This window comes from Streptomyces sp. NPDC002787, from assembly GCF_053592095.1.
In genome coordinates this window covers 39,643-57,418 of the sequence record NZ_JBSFVC010000026.1, presented here as the reverse complement: position 1 = coordinate 57,418, position 17,776 = coordinate 39,643, and the positions used below count along the sequence as shown (strand labels likewise).

The following is a 17,776-nucleotide window of genomic DNA, read 5'->3' as shown; positions in this document are numbered from 1 at the left end:
GAACAGCCGCGCGCTCAGCCGTAGCGGGGTCGCGGGAACAGTCGTAGGAGTGGGGCATGACCACCGAATTCACCACCCGGATCACCGAGGCGGTCGTCGACAGCCTCGACGGCACGGCCGACCCGCGGCTGCGCGAGCTGCTCGCGGCCCTCACCCGTCACCTCCACGCCTTCGTCCGGGAGACGGAGCCGACGATGGCGGAGTGGGAACAGGCGATCGGCTTCCTCACGGCGACCGGGCAGGCCTGCACGGACACCCGGCAGGAGTTCGTCCTCCTGTCGGACGTGCTGGGCGTCTCGATGCTGGTCGAGACGATCAACAGCGACCGTGACGGGGGCGGCGGCGGGGAGCGGGCCGGGCACAGGGACGTCACGGAGTCGACCGTCCTCGGCCCGTTCCACATGACCGAGTCCCCGGTGCGGGAACTCGGCGCCGACATCGACCTGGTCGGCGGCGGCGAACCGTGCGTGATCAGCGGGCGTGTGCTGTCGAGGGACGGCACCCCGCTGCCCGGCGCGGTCCTCGACGTCTGGCAGGCGAACGCCGAGGGGTACTACGACGTCCAGCAGCCCGACGTCCAGCCGCCCGGCAACGGGCGCGGGCTCTTCACGGCGGACGACGAGGGCCGCTTCTGGTTCCGCACCTGTGTGCCGAGCCCGTACCCCATCCCCACGGACGGCCCCGTCGGAGACCTCCTCCGGGCGACGGCCCGGCACCCCTACCGCCCGGCCCACATTCACTTCATCGCCTCCGCCGAGGGACACACCCCGGTCACCACCCACATCTTCGTCGCCGGCAGCGACCACCTCGACTCGGACGCCGTCTTCGCGGTCAAGGAGAGCCTCGTCCAGGACTTCACCGAGACCGACGACCCCTCCCTGGCGGAGGAGTACGGCATCCCGAACCCGTTCCGGCACGCCCGCTTCGACCTCGTGCTCAACCCGCTCGCTCCCCTCGACGCGCAGGCCGCACACGGAGCACACGACTCGGGGCGGCCGTAATGGAATTCGAGTACGAGGCTCAGCCCATGCGGGTCGTCATGCGCCCCGGCGCGTCGGTGACCGCGATCGCCGGGGAGGCCGAACGGCTGGGCCTCGGACGGCTGTTGGTGGTCTGCGGGCCGAAGGGCGCCGAGACCGCGCGGGCCGTCGCGGACGCGCTCGGCGACGCGTCTGCCGGATTGTTCGCGGACGCTCGCCAGCATGTGCCGGTCGAGGTGGCCGACCGGGCCGTGCGGGCGGCGCGGGCCGCGGGCGCGGACGGGTGCGTGGCGGTCGGCGGCGGCTCGGCGATCGGACTGGGCAAGGCGCTCGCCCTCCGCACCGAACTGCCGTTGATCGCCGTGCCGTCGACGTACTCCGGCTCCGAGATGACCCCCGTCTGGGGCCTGACCGAGCACGGCGCCAAGCGCACAGGCCGCGCCCCCTCGGTCCTGCCGCGCAGCGTCGTCTACGACCCCGAACTCACCCTCTCCCTGCCGGTCGGCCTGTCCGTGACCAGCGGCATCAACGCGGTCGCCCACGCCGCCGAGGCCCTGTACGCGCCTGACGCCTCGCCGCTGGTGTCGCTGATGGCGCAGGAGGGCGCCCGGGCCATGACCGGCGCTCTGCCCGAGGTGGCGGCCGATCCCGAGGACGTGGCGGCGCGCGGTCGCGCCCTCTACGGGGCCTGGCTCTGCGGTGCCGCGCTCGGCGCGACGACCATGGGCCTGCACCACAAGCTGTGCCACGTCCTCGGCGGCACCTTCGGCCTCCCGCACGCCGAGACCCATACGGTCGTCCTGCCGTACGCCCTCGCCTTCAACGCCCCGGCCGCACCCGACGCCATGGCATCCCTCGGCCGAGCCCTGGCCACCGACAACGCCCCGCACGCCCTGTGGGAGCTGTCGGGCAGCCTCGGCGCGCCCCGCTCCCTGGCCGAACTGCGCCTCAGGGAAGCCGACTTGGCCGTGGCCGCGGCCGAGGTGGCGGGGCAGGCGTACGCCAACCCACGGAAGATCACCACGGCGGACGCCCTGGAGGTCCTGAGGGCGGCGTACGAGGGCGAGCGGCCCCCGGTGTGGTCCTGACCGATACCGCCTGACCGGCAGATCGGCAGAGCAGCCGACTGGCCCGACCGGCTGCCCGGGCGAGAACCGAACGACGAGAACCGAACGACGAGAACCGAAAGGTGAACACCATGCCCCTCGGACTGCTCCGGCGGCGATTCAGGAATGCCCCCGGAGGCGCCGCGGGCGCCACGTTCCCGGTCCCGGACGGCGCGGGTGTCGTCCTCCGCGAGGTACTGGACCCCGTGAACCAGCCCATGGGCGCGGCCGATGTGACGGTGACGGAACTGGGCAGCCACCGCCTCGCCGCACGCGGCACCACCGACCCGTACGGCTTCTTCGTGGCCGTTCTGCCACCGGGCACCTACAGCGTGCTGATCATGGCCGAGGGACTGGAACCGCACCGCGAGACGATCGAGATCGTCGCGGACGCCGGTGTCTCCCGGGAGCGTGTGTGGCTCCAGTCGGCCCGGGCGCTCGAACTGCCGGCCCCCGGGACCTGGCTCTTCGACCCGCCGCACACGGCGATCCGCTTCATCGCCAAGCACGTCGGGATGGCCCATGTGCACGGCCGTTTCGAACGGTTCGAGGGCGGCCTGCGGATCGAACAGGACATGTCCCGGTCCCGCGTCCATGTGCGCATCGACGCGTCCAGCATCAACACGGGCAACAACACACGCGACACGCACCTGCGGTCCGCCGACTTCCTCGGCGTCGAACGCTTCCCGTACATCGACTTCACCAGCACCCGCTTCGCCTACCGCGGCGGCAGCAAGTGGACCCTTCAGGGCAGCCTCACCATGCACGGCGTCAGCCGCTCGGTCTCCCTCGACACCACCTACCTCGGCACCGTCAACGGCGGCTACGGCGAGGAACTCCGCTGCGCCGCCCTCGCCAAGGGCGAACTCCACCGCGAGGACTACACCCTCAACTGGCGCTCCATGCTCGCCCGCGGCATCGCGGTGGTCGGTCCGACGATCCAACTGGAACTGGACGTCCAGGCGATGTACCGCACACATGACACGCCCACGCCGCCGGAGTAGAGGGCACAGGGTCTGCGCGACGTACCGTTCCCCTGGACACAGGCCTGCTCCGCACGGCCGGGGCCCGGGCTTCGGACGTGAGCCGCTTAGGGTAGGGTTTACCTGCGCGTTCACACGGAACATGGCACTGTGCGAAGCGCACCGGGACGTGGCGCAGCTTGGTAGCGCACTTGACTGGGGGTCAAGGGGTCGCAGGTTCAAATCCTGTCGTCCCGACTCGTATGAGTCGCAGGTCAGGGCCGGTTCGGAGACCTCCGAAACCGGCCCTTGATCATTGTTGGGGACCAGTTGGGGACCGGCGTCCTTGACCGCGTCAGCGAGTCATGACGATCGGGCCCGGCAGGGAGCGCGGTGCGCGGAGCACACTGAGGTGTGCGGAGAGTGCCGCGCCGGCGGCCGTGATCTTGTGTGCGTCGGGGTGTAGGTAGCGCTGGGTGGTGGTCAGGGAGCCGTGGCCGGCGATCCTGCGGAGGACGTGCACTTGGACTCCGGCGTCGACGAACCAGGTCAGTCCGGTGTGCCGGAGGTCGTGGCGGCGAAGGTGTTCGTAGCCGAGTTTGGTGACCACGCAGGGCGAGGTCCATGTTCGCTTCGCCGTATTCAGCGAGTTTCATGGTGGCCAGCGACGGGCTCAGGCCGGCCTCTGCGGCCTCGATGATGGCCTGGAGCCATTCCTGGGCCTCTTCTTCGCTGTCCTTTCCCTCGGACAGGGACTGGCGGCGCTTGCTGGTCGGATCGGTCCACCGGACACGCGCCCGATACGGAGTGGGGCGGTCAGGACGGTACTCGATATCGGTCGAGAGCCGGACACCGACAGGAACGTTGGTCTTATCGGCCATTGAGTCCCTTGGTCGGGACGGTACGTCGGTGGCGCAGCCATTCCTCGACGTCAAGGGCGCTGTACATGACGACGCGTTCCGAGACCGTGACGAATGGCGGCCCCTGGGTTGGCTGGGCGGTGCGCCAGCGGCGCAGGGTTGAGGCGTCGACTCTCAGGCAGGCAGCGAGGTCACTGGTTGAATACCAGGCGCTGGTGAGGAGAGGCGCTCGTCTATCAGGTGATACGGCATGATGGTGAGCAACTGCAGGGTCCGCTGTGGACTCCTTCTCGCGATGCGGTTCGGCGTTGGCGATGGTTGCTATCGGTTCATTGAGCAAGTGCGGCTATTCTCCGGGGAGCACGGAACACTAAGCGCTGTCCCGTAAATGGCTTCGGGCATGCCTGCTGACCTGGCTGTTTGCTTTGTCATCCGGCGAGGGTGAGGTTGTGCAGGCGGGCGATGCCGAGCATGGCGTGGTGGACGCCGTCGCCCTTGAGGCGGCAGTCGCGGAGGATCTTCCAGGTCTTCATGCGGGCGAAGGCATGCTCGACGCGAGCGCGGACCTTGCGGTGCGAGCGATTGTGATCCTCCTTCCAGGCCGGCAGTTCCGCCTGGCCGCGTTCGCGGCGGTGCGGGATGACCAGGCCGGTACCCCGGTAGCCACCGTCGGCGATCACCGTCGTGCGGCCGACGGCGGCCTTCGCTCCGGACAGCTCCCACGCCTTGCAGTCGTTGCGGTTGCCCGGCAGCGGCCGGCCGACCGCGACGACCAGCCGCGTGTCGGCGTCGATGACCACCTGGTGATTGGTCGAGTACCGATAGTTCTTCGACTGCTCGGCGACCCGATGGTCGCGGGTGGGGACCAGGGTGCCGTCCACGATCAGCACGGTGTCCTTGCGGAACCGTTTGCGAGGCTGCAGGGCCAGCGCCGGGCCAAGGTGGTCGACGATCCGGTCGGCCGCGGACTTCGACACCCCAAACAGCGGCGCCAGTTGGCGCAGTGTCAGGTTCGTCCGCCAGTACGCGGCGACCAGCAGCACCCGGTCCTCCAGCGGCAGGCCCCACGGCCGACCTTTGCGCACCGGGTCCGCACCCTCACGCCGCAACGCGGTGATCAGCTTGCCGAACTGACGCGAGCTCAGCCCGGTGAACGGGGCTATCCAGGAGGGCTCCGACGCCGTGATCACACCAGCCACGACAAGATCATCTCACCCGCGACCAGCAGTTACGGGACAACGCTTAGACGGATCTGCGGAAGAGTCCAGAGACGGACAGCACAGTTCGCGAACGGAGAACGCGCGGCGGATTTACAGCAGGCAGCGGCGACGTGCCTTCGCCATCGCTTCGATCTGTGGTTGTGCTCGGGTGCGGACGTTGGTGCATTGATCGTCTCCGGAAACGCCGGTTTGTCTAACCGGCGTTTTCGGGCTATGTTGCCGCCGAGTCGGACGGCGGTAGGCGGTCATTTGGATGTTTCACTGTCATGTCCATTGACGCGGCCGGAAGTCCCAGGAGGGGGCTCACAGGACTCCTGCCGTCGACGGCCGCTCTTTCGCTGCTACGCAGGGTGAGTGAGGGCTGGGAAGCGACAGGAGCGGGAACCTGAGTGCCGGGAAAATGACGCTGGGCCTATGAGCCCATTCCCTGCTGGACCGAGGCCCGTTGACCGTCAGCTGGAGCAGTGGGACGCCGGCGCGGGATGACGTCCCGCCGAGTGGTGTATCAGCGATCACGTCTATCGCCTTGTCCGTACAACGGTGCTGGTCGATGGACTGCTTGTGAGCGGCAAGATCGGCCCGTTACGCCTTGGGTGCCAGGGCGCGAGCGGTTTCCGGAGATGCCGATGGGTGCCGAGGGTGGGCGACCCTCTGCGCGGGGCTGTTCGTTCCTGATGGTCAGTTGTCCCGGAAGAGACCAGCGGACGCGGTGACCCCGCAATGGGTGGTCGCAGGTGGCTGACCTGCGCGAATGACCTTTCAGCTGTTTCACGCTCGTACCCGTTGATGCAGCCGGAAGTCCCAGAAAAGTCCCACGGAACTCCCACTGCCGACAACCACTCCTTCGGCTTCATATAGGGCGTGTGAGTGCGGTTGGGATGGTGAGGGGCCGCTCCGTCGTTGTGGCGTGCCAATGGCCGGTCCGCCGCACCGGGCGGTGCCACACGGCTGCTGCGACTTCGGCGCGGAGTTGGTGCGGGCCATCCGCGAGGGCCTCGCCCCGGGTGCCGGAACCGCCCGCCGGGAGAAACACGGGTGGTGCCGCTGCCCCCGCATCTGGTGGCCCTGTGGCGCGAGCACGTCGCCGCCTTCGGCACGGCCGACGACGGCCGGCTGTTCTTCAGCGAACGCGGCGGAGTCCTCGCCTACGCCACCTACCACCGGGTCTGGCACGAGACCCGTGACCTGGCTCTGCCGCCGGCCCTCGTCGGCACCCCGCTCGCGAAGCGCCCGTACGACCTGAGGCACTCGGCGCTGTCCACCTGGCTGTGCGCCGGGGCGGACCCGGCCGAGACCGCCCAGAGGGCCGGCAGCAGCGTCAGAGTTCTCCGTGTCGCGGTACGCCAAATGCCTCTACGACCGGCAGTCCATCAGTAACCAGGCGCATCGAAGGGCTTCTGAGCGCCTACGACCAGCCACTCGCGTCGGACGAGTAGCGCCGGGGAACAGCGGGGACGACTTCGGGGGCAACTGCGGTCGGCCGTACATCTCTGCGCTGCTCCCCGGTCAGGGCTGCGGGGCATTGCCCATCTCCGCAGTGAAGACCACGGGATCGCTGTCGAACCCGCGGACCGTCTCGTGGAACTCCCACACTCCGGAGGCATGCCGGGTGAACTCCGCAACCGTGGCCGCGGTGGATTCGGAGACCTGCGCGAAGTCGTCCTTCAGCAGCTCCGTGTACCCCTCGACAACCAGCACTCCGGCGTTCGATATGTCACCGAAGGTCTTGGGGCCGCTGTTCTGGTGGATCGCCACGCCCACGACCACCCGCGCGAAGGAGGAAGCGAGGCGATCGAGCTCCAGGGTCATCACTTCGACGTAGCCGAAGCCCTGACCGGTCTGGCTGTGCCGGCCCATGTTGATGGTGCCGTCCGGTGAGCGGCTGTCGGAGTGGACGACGTACACCGGCCGCCCGTAGGGAGCATCCGCCGAGTAGGTCGTGGCGATGATGTCGAGATGGTGAGGTGGCTGATTCCAGGGACTCGGGTCCCACTTGAGCCGCACCTCGGCCTTCCCAACTCCCTGACTGTCGCTGCTCACCTGATTGCTGCCTCTCCCGTATCGAACCATCACGGGATGGTCCCCGCATGGTCAAGTATGGCTCTCGGCCAACCTGTTGAAGCCTTGTGCGGCACGTTCCTTCGACATGCCGCCGGGGCAATGGTGGGCAGGCCGGGCAGCCTGGTGATGATGTCGTCGCGGGTGCTGTCAGCTCAGGCTGTGGGTCGATTCCAGGTAGCCGGTGCAGGATCGCCCGCCGATTCGGCTATTCCTGTCCATACGCTGTGGACAGGAGTAGCTCCGACTCACCGTCGTACGGCGAGAAGCTGGGCGCGTTCGTCTCCCTCGGCGAAGGCGTCGATGACCTGTTGCATGGCGGCGAGCGCGCCGTCGGCGGAGCCGGGCCGTGCGGGCGGCGGTCAGATGCGCGCTGACGAGGGCGCGCAGCCCGTGGCCGGCCTCGGCGGTCTGCTCTTCCCAGGGCGCGGCGGGAAGCGATCTCGTCCCGGGTGAGGCGTCGCCCGGTGGCCGATACCTCGGCAAGGATCGCGGCGTAACCGTCCAGATACTGCTCGGGAAGTTCCCGGTCCGTCACGTCGTCCCCCGCATCCTTGACGCGCCGGTAACGGCTTCTTAGCAGCCACCGGCATGCAGACCCTCATGAACACTGCCGGGAACCGGCAATGCGCGGCCGGGACTGGATCGTGCAGCATGGCTCGTGGGGAGCACGGAGGATGGTTTCTATGCCGGACACCGGCAGGTGTCCGGCAGCGAGGCTCGGAACGACCGTGCACCGTCGGAGACGACTCATGCGCGCCGCGGGCGGAGACGAACGGAGGGGGACCGGGAGATGCGGACAATTTTGGCAGCGGCAACGGGTCTGCCCACGATCCTGCTGACCACTGCCCTCATCGTGGTCGTCTGCTTCTGGCTCCTTGCCGCCGTGGGTGTCGCCCGCGTCGACAGCTTCGACACGGACGTGGATCTGTGGGCATGGCGCATGGGCGGCGTGCCTGTGACGGTCGCCTTCTCGCTGCTGACGGTGCTCGCCTGGTCCCTGAGCGTCGGAGCGGCGGTTCTGCTTGCCGTGTTCGCGCCCCCGGCACCGGTCGCCGGGATGCTGCGCCTGGTCGCATCCGTGGGGGCGCTGTTCGTCGCCTGGGCCGCGACCTGCCTGATCGTACGGCCACTGCACCGCCTCTTCCCGGACGAACCCAGGCCGTCCGTGCCGAGCGAGACTCGCACGGGCGATGCCGCCACACTGCCGCACACCCACGGCGGACATCCCCACGAGGGCGTGCCGCGCGACGCCGCGCTCCCTCCGCGGGACCGCGCTGCCTGAGCCGCGCCGCCGCCGGATCTCACCTCCGGCCTCTCTTCCTCGCGCTCAACTCCCTTACGCCTGAAGGACGTATGCCATGGTCGCCATGATCGTGGGCATCGGCGTGCTCTTCGCCGTCTGCCTGCTCCTCGTACTTGTCGTCGCCCATTTGTTCCGCAAGGTGGAGCAGGGCAAGGCGCTGATCGTCTCCAAGATGCGCAAAGTCGACGTGACCTTCACCGGACAGGTCGTGCTGCCGGTGCTGCACAAGGCGGAGGTGATGGACATCTCGGTGAAGACCATCGAGATCACCCGAGCCGGCAAGGAGGGGCTGATCTGCCGGGACAACATCCGCGCGGATATCCGGATCTCGTTCTTCGTGAAGGTCAACAAGACCGTGGAGGACGTCATCAAGGTCGCCCAGGCCGTCGGTACGGCGCGGGCGAGCGACCGGGACACGTTGCAGGAGCTGTTCCACGCGAAGTTCTCCGAGGCGCTGAAGACTGTCGGCAAGCAGATGGACTTCACCGACCTGTACACCAAGCGCGAGGAGCTGCGGTACCGGATCATTGAGGTCATCGGCGTCGACCTCAACGGCTACCACCTGGAGGACGCGGCGATCGACTACCTGGAGCAGACGCCGCTGACCCAGCTCGACCCGGCCAACGTCCTCGACGCTCAGGGCATCCGGAAGATCACCGAGCTGACGGCCGTGGAGCACGTGCGCACCAACGAGGCGCAGCGCAACGAGGAGAAGGAGATCACCCGGCAGAACGTCGACGCCCGCGAGGCGATCCTGGAGCTGGAGCGCCGCCAGGCCGACGCGGAGATCAAGCAGCGGCGGGAGATCGACACCGTACGGGCCCGGGAAGAGGCCGAGACGGCTCGGGTGATGGAGGAGGAGCGGCTGCGGGCGCAGGGCGCGTTCCTGCGGACCGAGGAGCAGCTCGGGGTTCAGCGGGAGAACCAGGCACGCGAGGTCGCCGTCGCCGCCAAGAACCGCGAGCGGGTCATCGCCATCGAGAGCGAGCGCATCGAGAAGGACCGTCTACTCGAAGTCATCGCTCGGGAGCGGGAGACGGAGCTGACGCGGATCGCCGCGTCGAAGGAGGTCGAGGCGGAGAAGCGGGAGATCGCCGAGGTCATCCGTGAGCGGGTCGCGGTGGACCGTACGGTCGCCGAGCAGGAGGAGTCCATCAAGAAGCTGCGGGCCGTGGAGGAGGCGGAACGGCAGCGGCAGACCGTGATCATCGCCGCCGAGGCTCAGGCACAGGAGAAGCTGGTCAAGGACATCAAGGCCGCCGAAGCCGCCGAGCAGGCCGCCACCCACCGTGCCGCCGAGGAACTGACCCTGGCCGAGGCACGGTTGAAGACCGCCGACCTCGACGCGCGGGCCAAGCTGCGCCTCGCCGAGGGCGTCCAGGCGGAGGCCGCGGCCGAGGGGCTGGCCGCGGTCCAGGTCCGCGACAAGGAGGCCGAGGTCATCGAGAAGGCCGGCCGTGCGGAGGCCGGGGCGACCGAGGCGCGTATGCGGGCCGAGGCGGAGGGTGCCCGGGCGCAGGCGCTCGCCGAGGCGGAGGCCATCGGCGAGAAGCTGAAGGCGGAGGCGGCCGGGCTGACGGAGAAGGCGGCGGCGATGGCCGCGCTGGACGAGGCGTCCCGGGGCCACGAGGAGTTCCGGCTGCGCCTGGAGGCGGAGAAGGACGTACGGCTGGCCGGGCTGGACGTGCAGCGGCAGGTCGCCGAGGCGCAGGCCACGGTGCTTGCCACCGGGCTGGAGAACGCCGACATCAACATCGTCGGCGGGGAGTCGGTCTTCTTCGACCGGCTGGTGTCCTCCATCGCCCTCGGCAAGGGCGTCGACGGCTTCGTCCAGCACTCCCAGACGGCCCAGGCGCTCGCGAAGCCCTGGCTGGACGGCACCTCCAGCTTCACCGACGACCTCAGCCGCGTCCTCGGCTCGATCTCCACGGCCGACGTACAGAACCTGACCGTCTCCGCCCTGCTGATGAAGCTCATGAGCAACGGCGGCGCGAACGCGGGACAGTTCCAGAAGCTCCTGGACAAGGCCGGTGAGCTGGGCCTCGCCGACACCTCGCTGGCCGCGCTCAACGGCAGCGTCAGGGCCTGACCCGCGCCGCTGGGGCTCCAGGCACGCCAGGACCCCATCCGCGCCGCGAAGCCCCCCGGCCCGTGGTCCGGAGCTGCCGCACAGGGGACGGCAGCTCCGGGCCACGTTTCCTTCGACTTCTCTCCGACCATCCGAGAGGGACCCCATGACCACCGGGACCAGCGGTCTGGACACCGGCACGTACGAGGTGCTGCGCGACCGGCTCACCGCGCAGGCAGCGGAACTCGCCCACCGCGCCGAGGCGCTCAACACCCGCCGGACCGAGGAGTTCGGTTCCACCCTGCTGGAACTGACGAGCACCGAGCGGCTGCGTACCGAGCACAACTGCGTGCCGCGCGACGTCGTCGCCGTCGGCGGCACACTGCTCTTCGGCCACAACGTCTTCCTCGGCCTCAAAGCGGAGACGGCCGTGAGCGATGTCTTCGTGCTGTACGACCGGGACCTGAACCGGTTGCCCGAGGACGCCGTGCCGGGCCTGCTCGACGACCCCGCCTTCGTCCGCGAGTTCGCCGCTCTCTACCGCTACTACCGCCAGGCCCACCTCCTGCAACTCCGCCGCATCGACGGCAAGTTGCTCGCCGTCTTCCAGACAGGGGAGAAGGCCGGCGACATCCGTGTCCTGCGCTGGGCGGTGACCGACGACGGACGGGCATCCTTCCTGGACGCGCGTGGCGAGCGCGACCACGTCTTCCCGCCCTCCCACGACTTCGCCTGGACGCAGACGACCCGCGAGCACCACGTTCTGGGCCGCCACCCGCATGTCTCCATCGAGGGCGAGGTCTTCGTAGAGACCGTCGGCGGCGCCCTCACGGTCAAGATCGAGGACAACACCGAGACAGGCGAGGGCATCTACGCCGAGCCGGTCGCCGAGCCGCTGCAGTCCCTCGCCGACGCGGACATCGCGTACGCGCGTGTGGGCGCCCTTATCCTGCTGGACGTCCTGCCATACAAGGAGGACGTCCACCGCTACCTGGTCTTCAACACGCTCACCAAGAGCGTCGTCCGCCTCGACGGCATCGGCCGGGCCTGCCGGACACTGCCCGAGGACCAGGGGATCGTCTTCCCCGGCGGCTACTGCCTCGCCACCGGGACGTACAAGACCTTCGACGGCATCGCCGCCTCCTCGGACATGGCGGACCTGGAGTTCGAGCGCGCGGTCCGTTCGCCGAACGGCGAGGACGTGCTGTTCGCCTTCCACGCGCGCGTGGAGGGCCGCAGCCTGTTGCTGCCGTACAACATGATCCGCAAGGAGGTCGCCACACCGCTGTCCTGCCACGGCTGGGCGCTGTTCGACGACGGCACTTTGATGGTGCTGCGTGCCGACAGCGATGAACCGCAGCGTGTCCATCTGCTCCAGCTCTGGAACTCCCCGTACGTCTCCGACACCCATGCCGCCGCCCAGCCCGTCGGCACCGGCCCGCTCGCTCGCGTCGGCAACGCCGACCTCGTACGGGGCATCTCCGACTGCCTGTCCATCACGCGCGCTGTCACCGAGACGACCCCGACGAGCGGGGTCTACGAGGCACTGGCCGCCGCGTGCGTGCGGGCCACCGACTCCTACCACTGGCTGAGCGAGCCCGAACTCGGAGACTTGCACACGCCGCTCACGCAGGTCCGGGCCACCGCCGAGCAGGTGCTGGCCGAGTTCGAGACCGTACAGGCGCTCACCCGGCAGGCCGCCGACGTGCTCGCCGAAGCCGCCACCCGCGTCGCCGGAGTCGTACGCCGCCTGCGCGGCGAAGCCCCGCGCAGCGCCGCCGCCTGGGTGACCGGCCTGACCGAACTGCGGCACGCCCAGGGCCACCTGCTCACCCTCAAGGACATGCGGTACGCGGACACTGCCCGCATCGACCACCTCGCCGCCGACGCCGAGGCCGACCTCGCCTCCTTCGGTCAGCGGGCCGTCGCCCACCTCGCCCGCGAGGACGCCTTCGCCGGCCACGAGGCCGACATTGACCAGCTCGTCGCCGACGCCGCGGCGATCACTACCGTCGCCGAGGCCGCGCCCGTCGCCGCCCGCCTCGACCAACTCGCCGACGGACTGCGCACGGTGACCGAGGTCGTCGCCGGACTCGACATCGGCGACGCCACCGTCCGCACCTCCATCCTGGAGCGGATCTCCGAGGTCTTCGGTGGCGCCAACCGCGCCCGCGCCACCCTCGACGGCCGCCGCCGCGCGCTCCTCGACCGGGAGGGGCGGGCCGAGTTCGCCGCCGAGTTCGCGCTGCTCGGCCAGGCCGTCATCGGTGCGCTCGCGGCCGCCGACAGCCCCGAGGCGTGCGATGAGCAACTCGCCCGCATGCTGGTGCAGGTGGAGAACCTGGAGTCCCGGTTCGCAGAGTTCGACGACTTCCTAGGCGAGCTGGCGGACAAGCGCGACGAGGTCCACGAGGCGTTCTCCGCCCGTAAAGAGACCCTCGCCGATGCCCGCGCCCGCCGCGCCGAACGCCTGGCCGACTCCGCGACCCGCGTCCTGCAGACGGTCACCCGCCGCGCCGTCACGCTCCTTGACGCGGACGCCATCGCCACGTACTTCACCTCCGACCCGACGACCGCCAAAGTCCGCCGCATCGCCGCCGAGCTGCGCGAACTCGGCGACCAGGTCAAGGCGGAGGAACTGGACGGCCGCCTGAAGACCGCCCGCCAAGAGGCGTTGCGCGCCCTGCGTGACCGCACCGACCTGTACGCCGACGACGGCCGCACCCTCCGCCTGGGCACCCACCACTTCGCTGTCAACACCCAACCCCTCGACCTCACCCTGGTCCCGCACGGTGACACCCTCGCCTTCGCGATCACCGGCACCGACTACCGCTCGCCGGTCGCGGACCCAGACTTCGCCGCCACCCGCCCCTACTGGGACCGCCCCCTGCCGTCCGAGTCGCCCGAGGTCTACCGCGCGGAGCACCTCGCCGCCCGGCTGCTGGACGAACACGGCCCGGCGGCGCTCGCAGAAGCCGACCTGCCCACCCTCGTCCGACAGGCGGCAGAGGCCGCGTACGACGAGGGCTACCAGCGCGGCGTCCACGACCACGACGCGACCCTCATCCTCGCCCCACTCCTGCGCCTGCACGAGGGCGCCGGCCCGCTCCGCCACCAGCCTGCCGCCCGCGCCGCCGCCCAGCTGTTCTGGGCGCACGGCACGACGGCCGAGGAGCGCGAGAGCTGGACCCGCCGTGCGGTATCGCTGGCCCGTGCCCGGGACACGTTCGGGCTCACGCCGGCGATCGCCGACCTCGTGGCCGAACTGGCGGAGGCGATCGGCACAGAAGCGGCGGCCACCTACCTCTTCGAGGAGCTGACCAGCGGCCCCGACGGCTTCGTCATCAGCGCCGGCACCCGCACGCTGCTCGACAAGTTCCGCCGCACGACCGGCACTTCGGCATATGACGACGACCTTGCCGTCCTCGCCGACTCGGGCGCCCGCAGACAGCTGGTCGAGGCGTGGCTGACGTCGTACGCCACCGCGACCGGCACGGAGATCACTCCCGGCGACCTGGCCGAGGCGGTGGCCGCCGAGCTCTGCCCGGACCTGCCCCGCTACGAGTCCGACGCGCCGCTGACCGAGACCGTCGAGGGGCTGCTCGGCACCCACCCGCGCGTCAGCGGCGGCACCCTCACCGTCCGCATCGACGAACTGCTGGCCCGCACGAGGGAGTTCCGCACCCGTGACGTCCCCGCTCACCGCGCCTACCAGCGCCGTCGTACGGCACTGGTAGGCGCCGAGCGCACCCGCCTCCGCCTGGATGAGTACCGGCCTGCGGTGATGTCCGCGTTCGTGCGCAGCAAGCTGATCGACGAGGTGTACCTCCCCCTGGTCGGCGACAGCCTCGCCAAGCAGCTGGGCACCACAGGCGAGTCCAAGCGCACCGACACCGGCGGTCTGCTGCTGCTCATCTCCCCGCCCGGCTACGGCAAGACGACGCTCATGGAGTACGTCGCCGACCGCCTCGGCCTCGTCCTGGTGAAGGTCAACGGCCCCGCGCTCGGCCATGCGGTGACCTCGCTCGACCCGGCCGAGGCTCCCAACGTGACCGCCCGCCAGGAGGTCGAGAAGATCAACTTCGCTCTGGAGGCGGGTAACAACACCCTCCTGTATCTGGACGACATCCAGCACAGTTCCCCCGAACTGCTGCAGAAGTTCATCCCACTGTGCGACGCCACGCGCCGCATCGAGGGCGTAGGGGACGGGAAGCCACGCACGTACGACCTGCGCGGCAAGCGCTTCGCGGTCTGCATGGCCGGCAACCCCTACACCGAGTCCGGCAGCCGCTTCCGCGTCCCCGACATGCTCGCCAACCGCGCCGACGTCTGGAACCTGGGCGACGTCCTGACCGGCAAGCAGGACGCCTTCGCGCTCAGCTTCATCGAGAACGCGCTGACCGCCAGCCCGGTCCTGGCGCCCCTCACCGGCCGTGACCGCGCCGACCTCGATCTGCTGATCCGTCTCGCGGAGGGCGACTCGACGGCCCGTGCCGACCAGCTCGCCCACCCGTACGATCCTGCTGAGCTGGAGCGGATCCTGGCCGTCCTGCGACACCTGCTCGCGGCCCGCGAGACGGTTCTGGCGGTGAACGCCGCCTATATCGCCTCGGCGGCCCAGTCCGAGGCCACCCGCACCGAGCCGCCCTTCCAGCTCCAGGGCTCGTACCGCAACATGAACAAGATCGCCCAGCGCATCCGGCCGGTCATGAACGACACCGAGCTGGCAGCACTGATCGACGACCACTACCGGGCCGAGGCCCAGACCCTGACCACCGGCGCCGAGGCCAACCTGCTCAAACTGGGCGAGCTACGTGGCACGCTGTCGCCCGAACAGCTTGCGCGCCGGACCGAGCTGAAGGCGGCGTACGTGCGCGCCCAGACCCTGGGCGGCCCGGACAACGACCCCCTCACCCGAGCCATCGCCGCCCTGGGGCTGCTCGCTGACCGCGTCGCGGCCGTGGAGACGGCGATCAACCGCGCCGCCGACCCGCGGTACCTGGTGGCCAACCCGGCCGCCCGGCACGCGGCCCGCCCGGCCGCCGCCCCTGGGGAGGTGTGAGATGGCGCGCCCTCGCCCGGCGCCCCTGCCTGCGGAGCTGCCCGACGCGGGCAGGGTCCGCCGTCGGGCGCGCACGGCGTCTGCCTGCTCGGGGCGCTGCTCGTGCTGCCCTTCACCGTCGGCGCCCTGCCCGGGGCACGCGAGGCGGGCGCGCTCCTCGGGCTGGTGACCGGCACGCTCGCCTTCGTGCTGTACGGAGTGCTGGTCGAGGAGTCCACGCCGGCCCGGCACTCGATGCGCAGGATCACCGCACGGACGCTGACCGGCATGCGCTCCGTCGACCTGGCCCGTCTCACCCGTGTTTCGGCTGCTGACGTCCTTCTCGTACGGGTCCGTCTACCGGACTCTCCTCGTCCGTGACGCTGACGGTGTGTGGCTCGGCATCACCACCGACGCCGGAAAGCACGCGCTGCGCAGGGCGTTGGAACAGCGCCCGGGAGACGGGAGCCTGCCGCCCCCAAAGGTGAGTCGAGCGGCGCGCGCCCATCTCGACGGCGACCGGCCCGGGCAGTCCGCCGTGCACACCGTGCTCGCCTTCCTCGGCCTGGGGCTGGGCATCTGCGGGTACGTCGCGGCGCTGGCGGAGCTGGGCGGGATCGGCTGACCGCACCCGCCCGGCGCGTCAAGCGGGGCTCGCCGCGCCCAGTTGCTCGTGCAGCGCGGCGACGACCTCCAGCGCGATGTCGTCGGGAGCGGCGATTGGGGGCGGTTCCGCCTTGCTGGACAAGCGGTCCCCGACGAGGCGGTCCGCCGACGCCTCGCAGAGCCGGTCGGCGTGCTTCTCGTCGACGACGGCCTCGAGAGCAGGATCCTCGACCACGCGCGCGGGGGCCGACACTTCCGTCGTATCGGAGGCAGGCAGGCAGGATCGCCCTCGGCCCGCCCCGCCTCCGCTCGTCGAGCACACCAGGCCCGGGAGCCGGTGCTCGGTCATCGTTACTTGTCGGCGCGGTAAAGCTTGATGTCCTTGTTCACGAAAAGATGCACGTACCCGCACTGCCAACAGATGAGCCCCCTCGCCGTCTCGTCCGCCCACGCCAACTTCAAGAACTCCATGCCGACGCTGTTGAGCATCACGTGCCGCTCCCGGAACAGATCACCGCGGCAGACCTGACAGGTGATCCAGAAGTCCCCGATCGCAGCCCGAACCGGCTTGCGTGGCATGGCGGTTCTCCTCCCCCGTGCGGTTCACCGGTATCCGGAAGAAGACCGGTGCTTGTGCTGGTAGCGGTCATGACGCAGGGCGCCATCGGCCAGTGAGCGCCCGCCCGGCATCGGCCGCGGTGGACGGTGCTGTGCTGTCAGGGGCGTCCCTGGATGTAGCGGAGCCAGGTGCCGGTGTCGGCGGTCCTGCTCGGTGCGGGTCTGCGGCTGTGCCGACCGGGCTTGTGCCTGACCTGACGCTCGACGATGAGCCAGACCACGGGCAGCAGCATCAGCCACAGCAGCATCACACCCACGGGGCCGGTTCCCGTTTCGTAGCCGATGATGCCCGCTGGCAGAGAGGCGAGCACGGCGCCCACGGTCCGTCGCCCCCACAGGGCCACCGATCCGAGCAGTGATCGCTGCCGTGCGCGGCGTATCGCCGTGACTCCCGCGTAGCCGCCGAAGCCTCCCGCCACCAGCAAGTCGAGCGCGAGGACGGTCTGGATTTCGGGCAGACCCTCCGGGGTGTCGCTGGACTCCTGGGTGACTCCGTTCATGGTGACCGCGGTCGTGTAGTCGCGCCAGACGGTGACCGTGACGTGGTCGCCCTTTCGCAACTGCTTCAGCGCGGGTCCTCGTCGTCCATGTCGAGTTCTGCGGGGACCGGGTGGCGGCCGTCGAGCTCGAGCAGATACAGCTGGCTCCGGCCCTCGTTCTCGATGACCGTCCCCCGCACCGTCGCTGGGTAGGTGTGCAGGCAGTCGGCCGGGGGAGACATCAGGAGGGTGCACGGCCGGGCGGAGCGAAAGGCTCGTACTTCGTCCACTGCGTCCGGCACCGTGGCCAGGGCGACGACGCCTGCCACGCCTGCCGCGGCCGCCAGTGGAGCCACGGCCAGTCCCAGGGCCCGGGTCCACCATGTGTGCCGGCGCCGCCGCGCGTCCGCTCTCCTGTTCCTGGTCACCGGGCCTCCTTTCCGTTTTCGCGCAGACTCGCGGTTGGGCACAG

17 protein-coding genes, 1 tRNA gene and 1 pseudogene are annotated in these 17,776 nt (G+C 69.9%); 10 read left to right on the top strand and 9 right to left on the bottom strand.

Annotation, left to right across the window (positions count from 1 at the left end):
- Positions 1–56 precede the first annotated feature (56 nt).
- The 4 genes from ACWD26_RS31775 (at position 57) to ACWD26_RS31760 (ending at position 3,306) form a co-directional block, all read left to right on the top strand.
- Positions 57–1,001, top strand: coding sequence for a dioxygenase family protein (locus ACWD26_RS31775; protein WP_451275409.1), 945 nt, complete (start codon positions 57–59; stop codon positions 999–1,001).
- A complete protein-coding gene (locus ACWD26_RS31770; protein ID WP_451275408.1) occupies positions 1,001–2,068 on the top strand; it encodes a maleylacetate reductase in 1,068 nt (355 codons plus the stop codon). Before ACWD26_RS31775 ends, ACWD26_RS31770 begins: the two co-directional genes overlap by 1 nt.
- A 110-nt stretch (positions 2,069–2,178) precedes the next feature.
- Positions 2,179–3,090, top strand: coding sequence for a YceI family protein (locus ACWD26_RS31765; protein WP_451275407.1), 912 nt, complete (start codon positions 2,179–2,181; stop codon positions 3,088–3,090).
- A 142-nt stretch (positions 3,091–3,232) separates the two neighbouring features.
- Positions 3,233–3,306 (top strand) — tRNA-Pro (locus tag ACWD26_RS31760).
- A gap of 97 nt (positions 3,307–3,403) precedes the next feature.
- On the opposite strand, the gene ACWD26_RS31755 is transcribed toward ACWD26_RS31760, so the two are convergent.
- From ACWD26_RS31755 to ACWD26_RS31745, 3 genes are all read right to left on the bottom strand, one after another.
- Positions 3,404–3,658 carry a tyrosine-type recombinase/integrase gene (locus tag ACWD26_RS31755; protein ID WP_451275406.1) on the bottom strand — a complete coding sequence of 85 codons (255 nt, stop codon included), beginning with the start codon at positions 3,656–3,658 and terminating at the stop codon, positions 3,404–3,406.
- Between the two features lie 260 nt (positions 3,659–3,918).
- Positions 3,919–4,248, bottom strand: coding sequence for a helix-turn-helix transcriptional regulator (locus ACWD26_RS31750; RefSeq protein ID WP_451275405.1), 330 nt, complete (start codon positions 4,246–4,248; stop codon positions 3,919–3,921).
- Between the two features lie 88 nt (positions 4,249–4,336).
- Positions 4,337–5,107 (bottom strand): transposase, encoded by a 771-nt coding sequence (locus ACWD26_RS31745; protein WP_451275404.1) that lies wholly within the window; start codon positions 5,105–5,107, stop codon positions 4,337–4,339.
- Positions 5,108–6,163: 1,056 nt separating this feature from the next.
- Between ACWD26_RS31745 and ACWD26_RS31740 the strand changes: the two genes are divergently transcribed.
- Positions 6,164–6,505 carry a hypothetical protein gene (locus tag ACWD26_RS31740; protein ID WP_451275403.1) on the top strand — a complete coding sequence of 114 codons (342 nt, stop codon included), beginning with the start codon at positions 6,164–6,166 and terminating at the stop codon, positions 6,503–6,505.
- 129 nt (positions 6,506–6,634) lie between these two features.
- Here the strand turns inward: ACWD26_RS31740 and ACWD26_RS31735 are convergent, their stop codons facing one another.
- Entirely contained in the window at positions 6,635–7,168 is a 534-nt protein-coding gene (locus tag ACWD26_RS31735) for a TerD family protein (RefSeq protein WP_451275402.1), read from the bottom strand.
- A gap of 269 nt (positions 7,169–7,437) precedes the next feature.
- Positions 7,438–7,724 (bottom strand): annotated as a pseudogene (locus ACWD26_RS31730) (PucR family transcriptional regulator); the annotation flags it as partial.
- Between the two features lie 255 nt (positions 7,725–7,979).
- Between ACWD26_RS31730 and ACWD26_RS31725 the strand changes: the two are divergent.
- The 5 genes from ACWD26_RS31725 to ACWD26_RS31705 all read left to right on the top strand — a co-directional run bounded on the left by ACWD26_RS31725 (position 7,980) and on the right by ACWD26_RS31705 (position 16,226).
- The gene (locus ACWD26_RS31725) at positions 7,980–8,471 is read left to right on the top strand and encodes a hypothetical protein (protein WP_451275401.1); all 492 of its coding nucleotides are present in this window, start codon (positions 7,980–7,982) and stop codon (positions 8,469–8,471) included.
- 76 nt (positions 8,472–8,547) lie between these two features.
- Positions 8,548–10,581, top strand: a complete 2,034-nt coding sequence (locus ACWD26_RS31720) for an SPFH domain-containing protein (protein WP_451275400.1) — start codon at positions 8,548–8,550, stop codon at positions 10,579–10,581.
- A 145-nt stretch (positions 10,582–10,726) separates the two neighbouring features.
- Positions 10,727–15,622, top strand: a complete 4,896-nt coding sequence (locus ACWD26_RS31715; RefSeq protein WP_451275399.1) for a DNA repair ATPase — start codon at positions 10,727–10,729, stop codon at positions 15,620–15,622.
- Positions 15,623–15,724: 102 nt separating this feature from the next.
- Entirely contained in the window at positions 15,725–15,982 is a 258-nt protein-coding gene (locus ACWD26_RS31710; RefSeq protein WP_451275398.1) for a hypothetical protein, read from the top strand.
- A 10-nt stretch (positions 15,983–15,992) separates the two neighbouring features.
- Positions 15,993–16,226: a hypothetical protein gene (locus ACWD26_RS31705; RefSeq protein ID WP_451275397.1), complete on the top strand. Its 234-nt coding sequence runs from the start codon at positions 15,993–15,995 to the stop codon at positions 16,224–16,226.
- Positions 16,227–16,244: 18 nt separating this feature from the next.
- On the opposite strand, the gene ACWD26_RS31700 is transcribed toward ACWD26_RS31705, so the two are convergent.
- The 4 genes from ACWD26_RS31700 to ACWD26_RS31685 form a co-directional block, all read right to left on the bottom strand.
- On the bottom strand, positions 16,245–16,460 hold the full coding sequence (locus tag ACWD26_RS31700; protein WP_451275396.1) for a hypothetical protein: 216 nt from the start codon (positions 16,458–16,460) through the stop codon (positions 16,245–16,247).
- A gap of 98 nt (positions 16,461–16,558) precedes the next feature.
- Positions 16,559–16,786: a hypothetical protein gene (locus tag ACWD26_RS31695; protein WP_451275395.1), complete on the bottom strand. Its 228-nt coding sequence runs from the start codon at positions 16,784–16,786 to the stop codon at positions 16,559–16,561.
- 137 nt (positions 16,787–16,923) lie between these two features.
- Positions 16,924–17,385, bottom strand: coding sequence for a hypothetical protein (locus ACWD26_RS31690; protein ID WP_451275394.1), 462 nt, complete (start codon positions 17,383–17,385; stop codon positions 16,924–16,926).
- Positions 17,386–17,390: 5 nt separating this feature from the next.
- On the bottom strand, positions 17,391–17,732 hold the full coding sequence (locus ACWD26_RS31685; RefSeq protein WP_451275393.1) for a hypothetical protein: 342 nt from the start codon (positions 17,730–17,732) through the stop codon (positions 17,391–17,393).
- Positions 17,733–17,776 lie beyond the last annotated feature (44 nt).

Coding starts and splice junctions, on each gene's coding strand:
- ACWD26_RS31775 (WP_451275409.1), top strand. CDS start 57: ATGACCACCGAATTCACCACCCGGATCACCGAGGCGGTCGTCGACAGC.
- ACWD26_RS31770 (WP_451275408.1), top strand. CDS start 1,001: ATGGAATTCGAGTACGAGGCTCAGCCCATGCGGGTCGTCATGCGCCCC.
- ACWD26_RS31765 (WP_451275407.1), top strand. CDS start 2,179: ATGCCCCTCGGACTGCTCCGGCGGCGATTCAGGAATGCCCCCGGAGGC.
- ACWD26_RS31725 (WP_451275401.1), top strand. CDS start 7,980: ATGCGGACAATTTTGGCAGCGGCAACGGGTCTGCCCACGATCCTGCTG.
- ACWD26_RS31720 (WP_451275400.1), top strand. CDS start 8,548: ATGGTCGCCATGATCGTGGGCATCGGCGTGCTCTTCGCCGTCTGCCTG.
- ACWD26_RS31715 (WP_451275399.1), top strand. CDS start 10,727: ATGACCACCGGGACCAGCGGTCTGGACACCGGCACGTACGAGGTGCTG.
- ACWD26_RS31695 (WP_451275395.1), bottom strand. CDS start 16,786: ATGCCACGCAAGCCGGTTCGGGCTGCGATCGGGGACTTCTGGATCACC.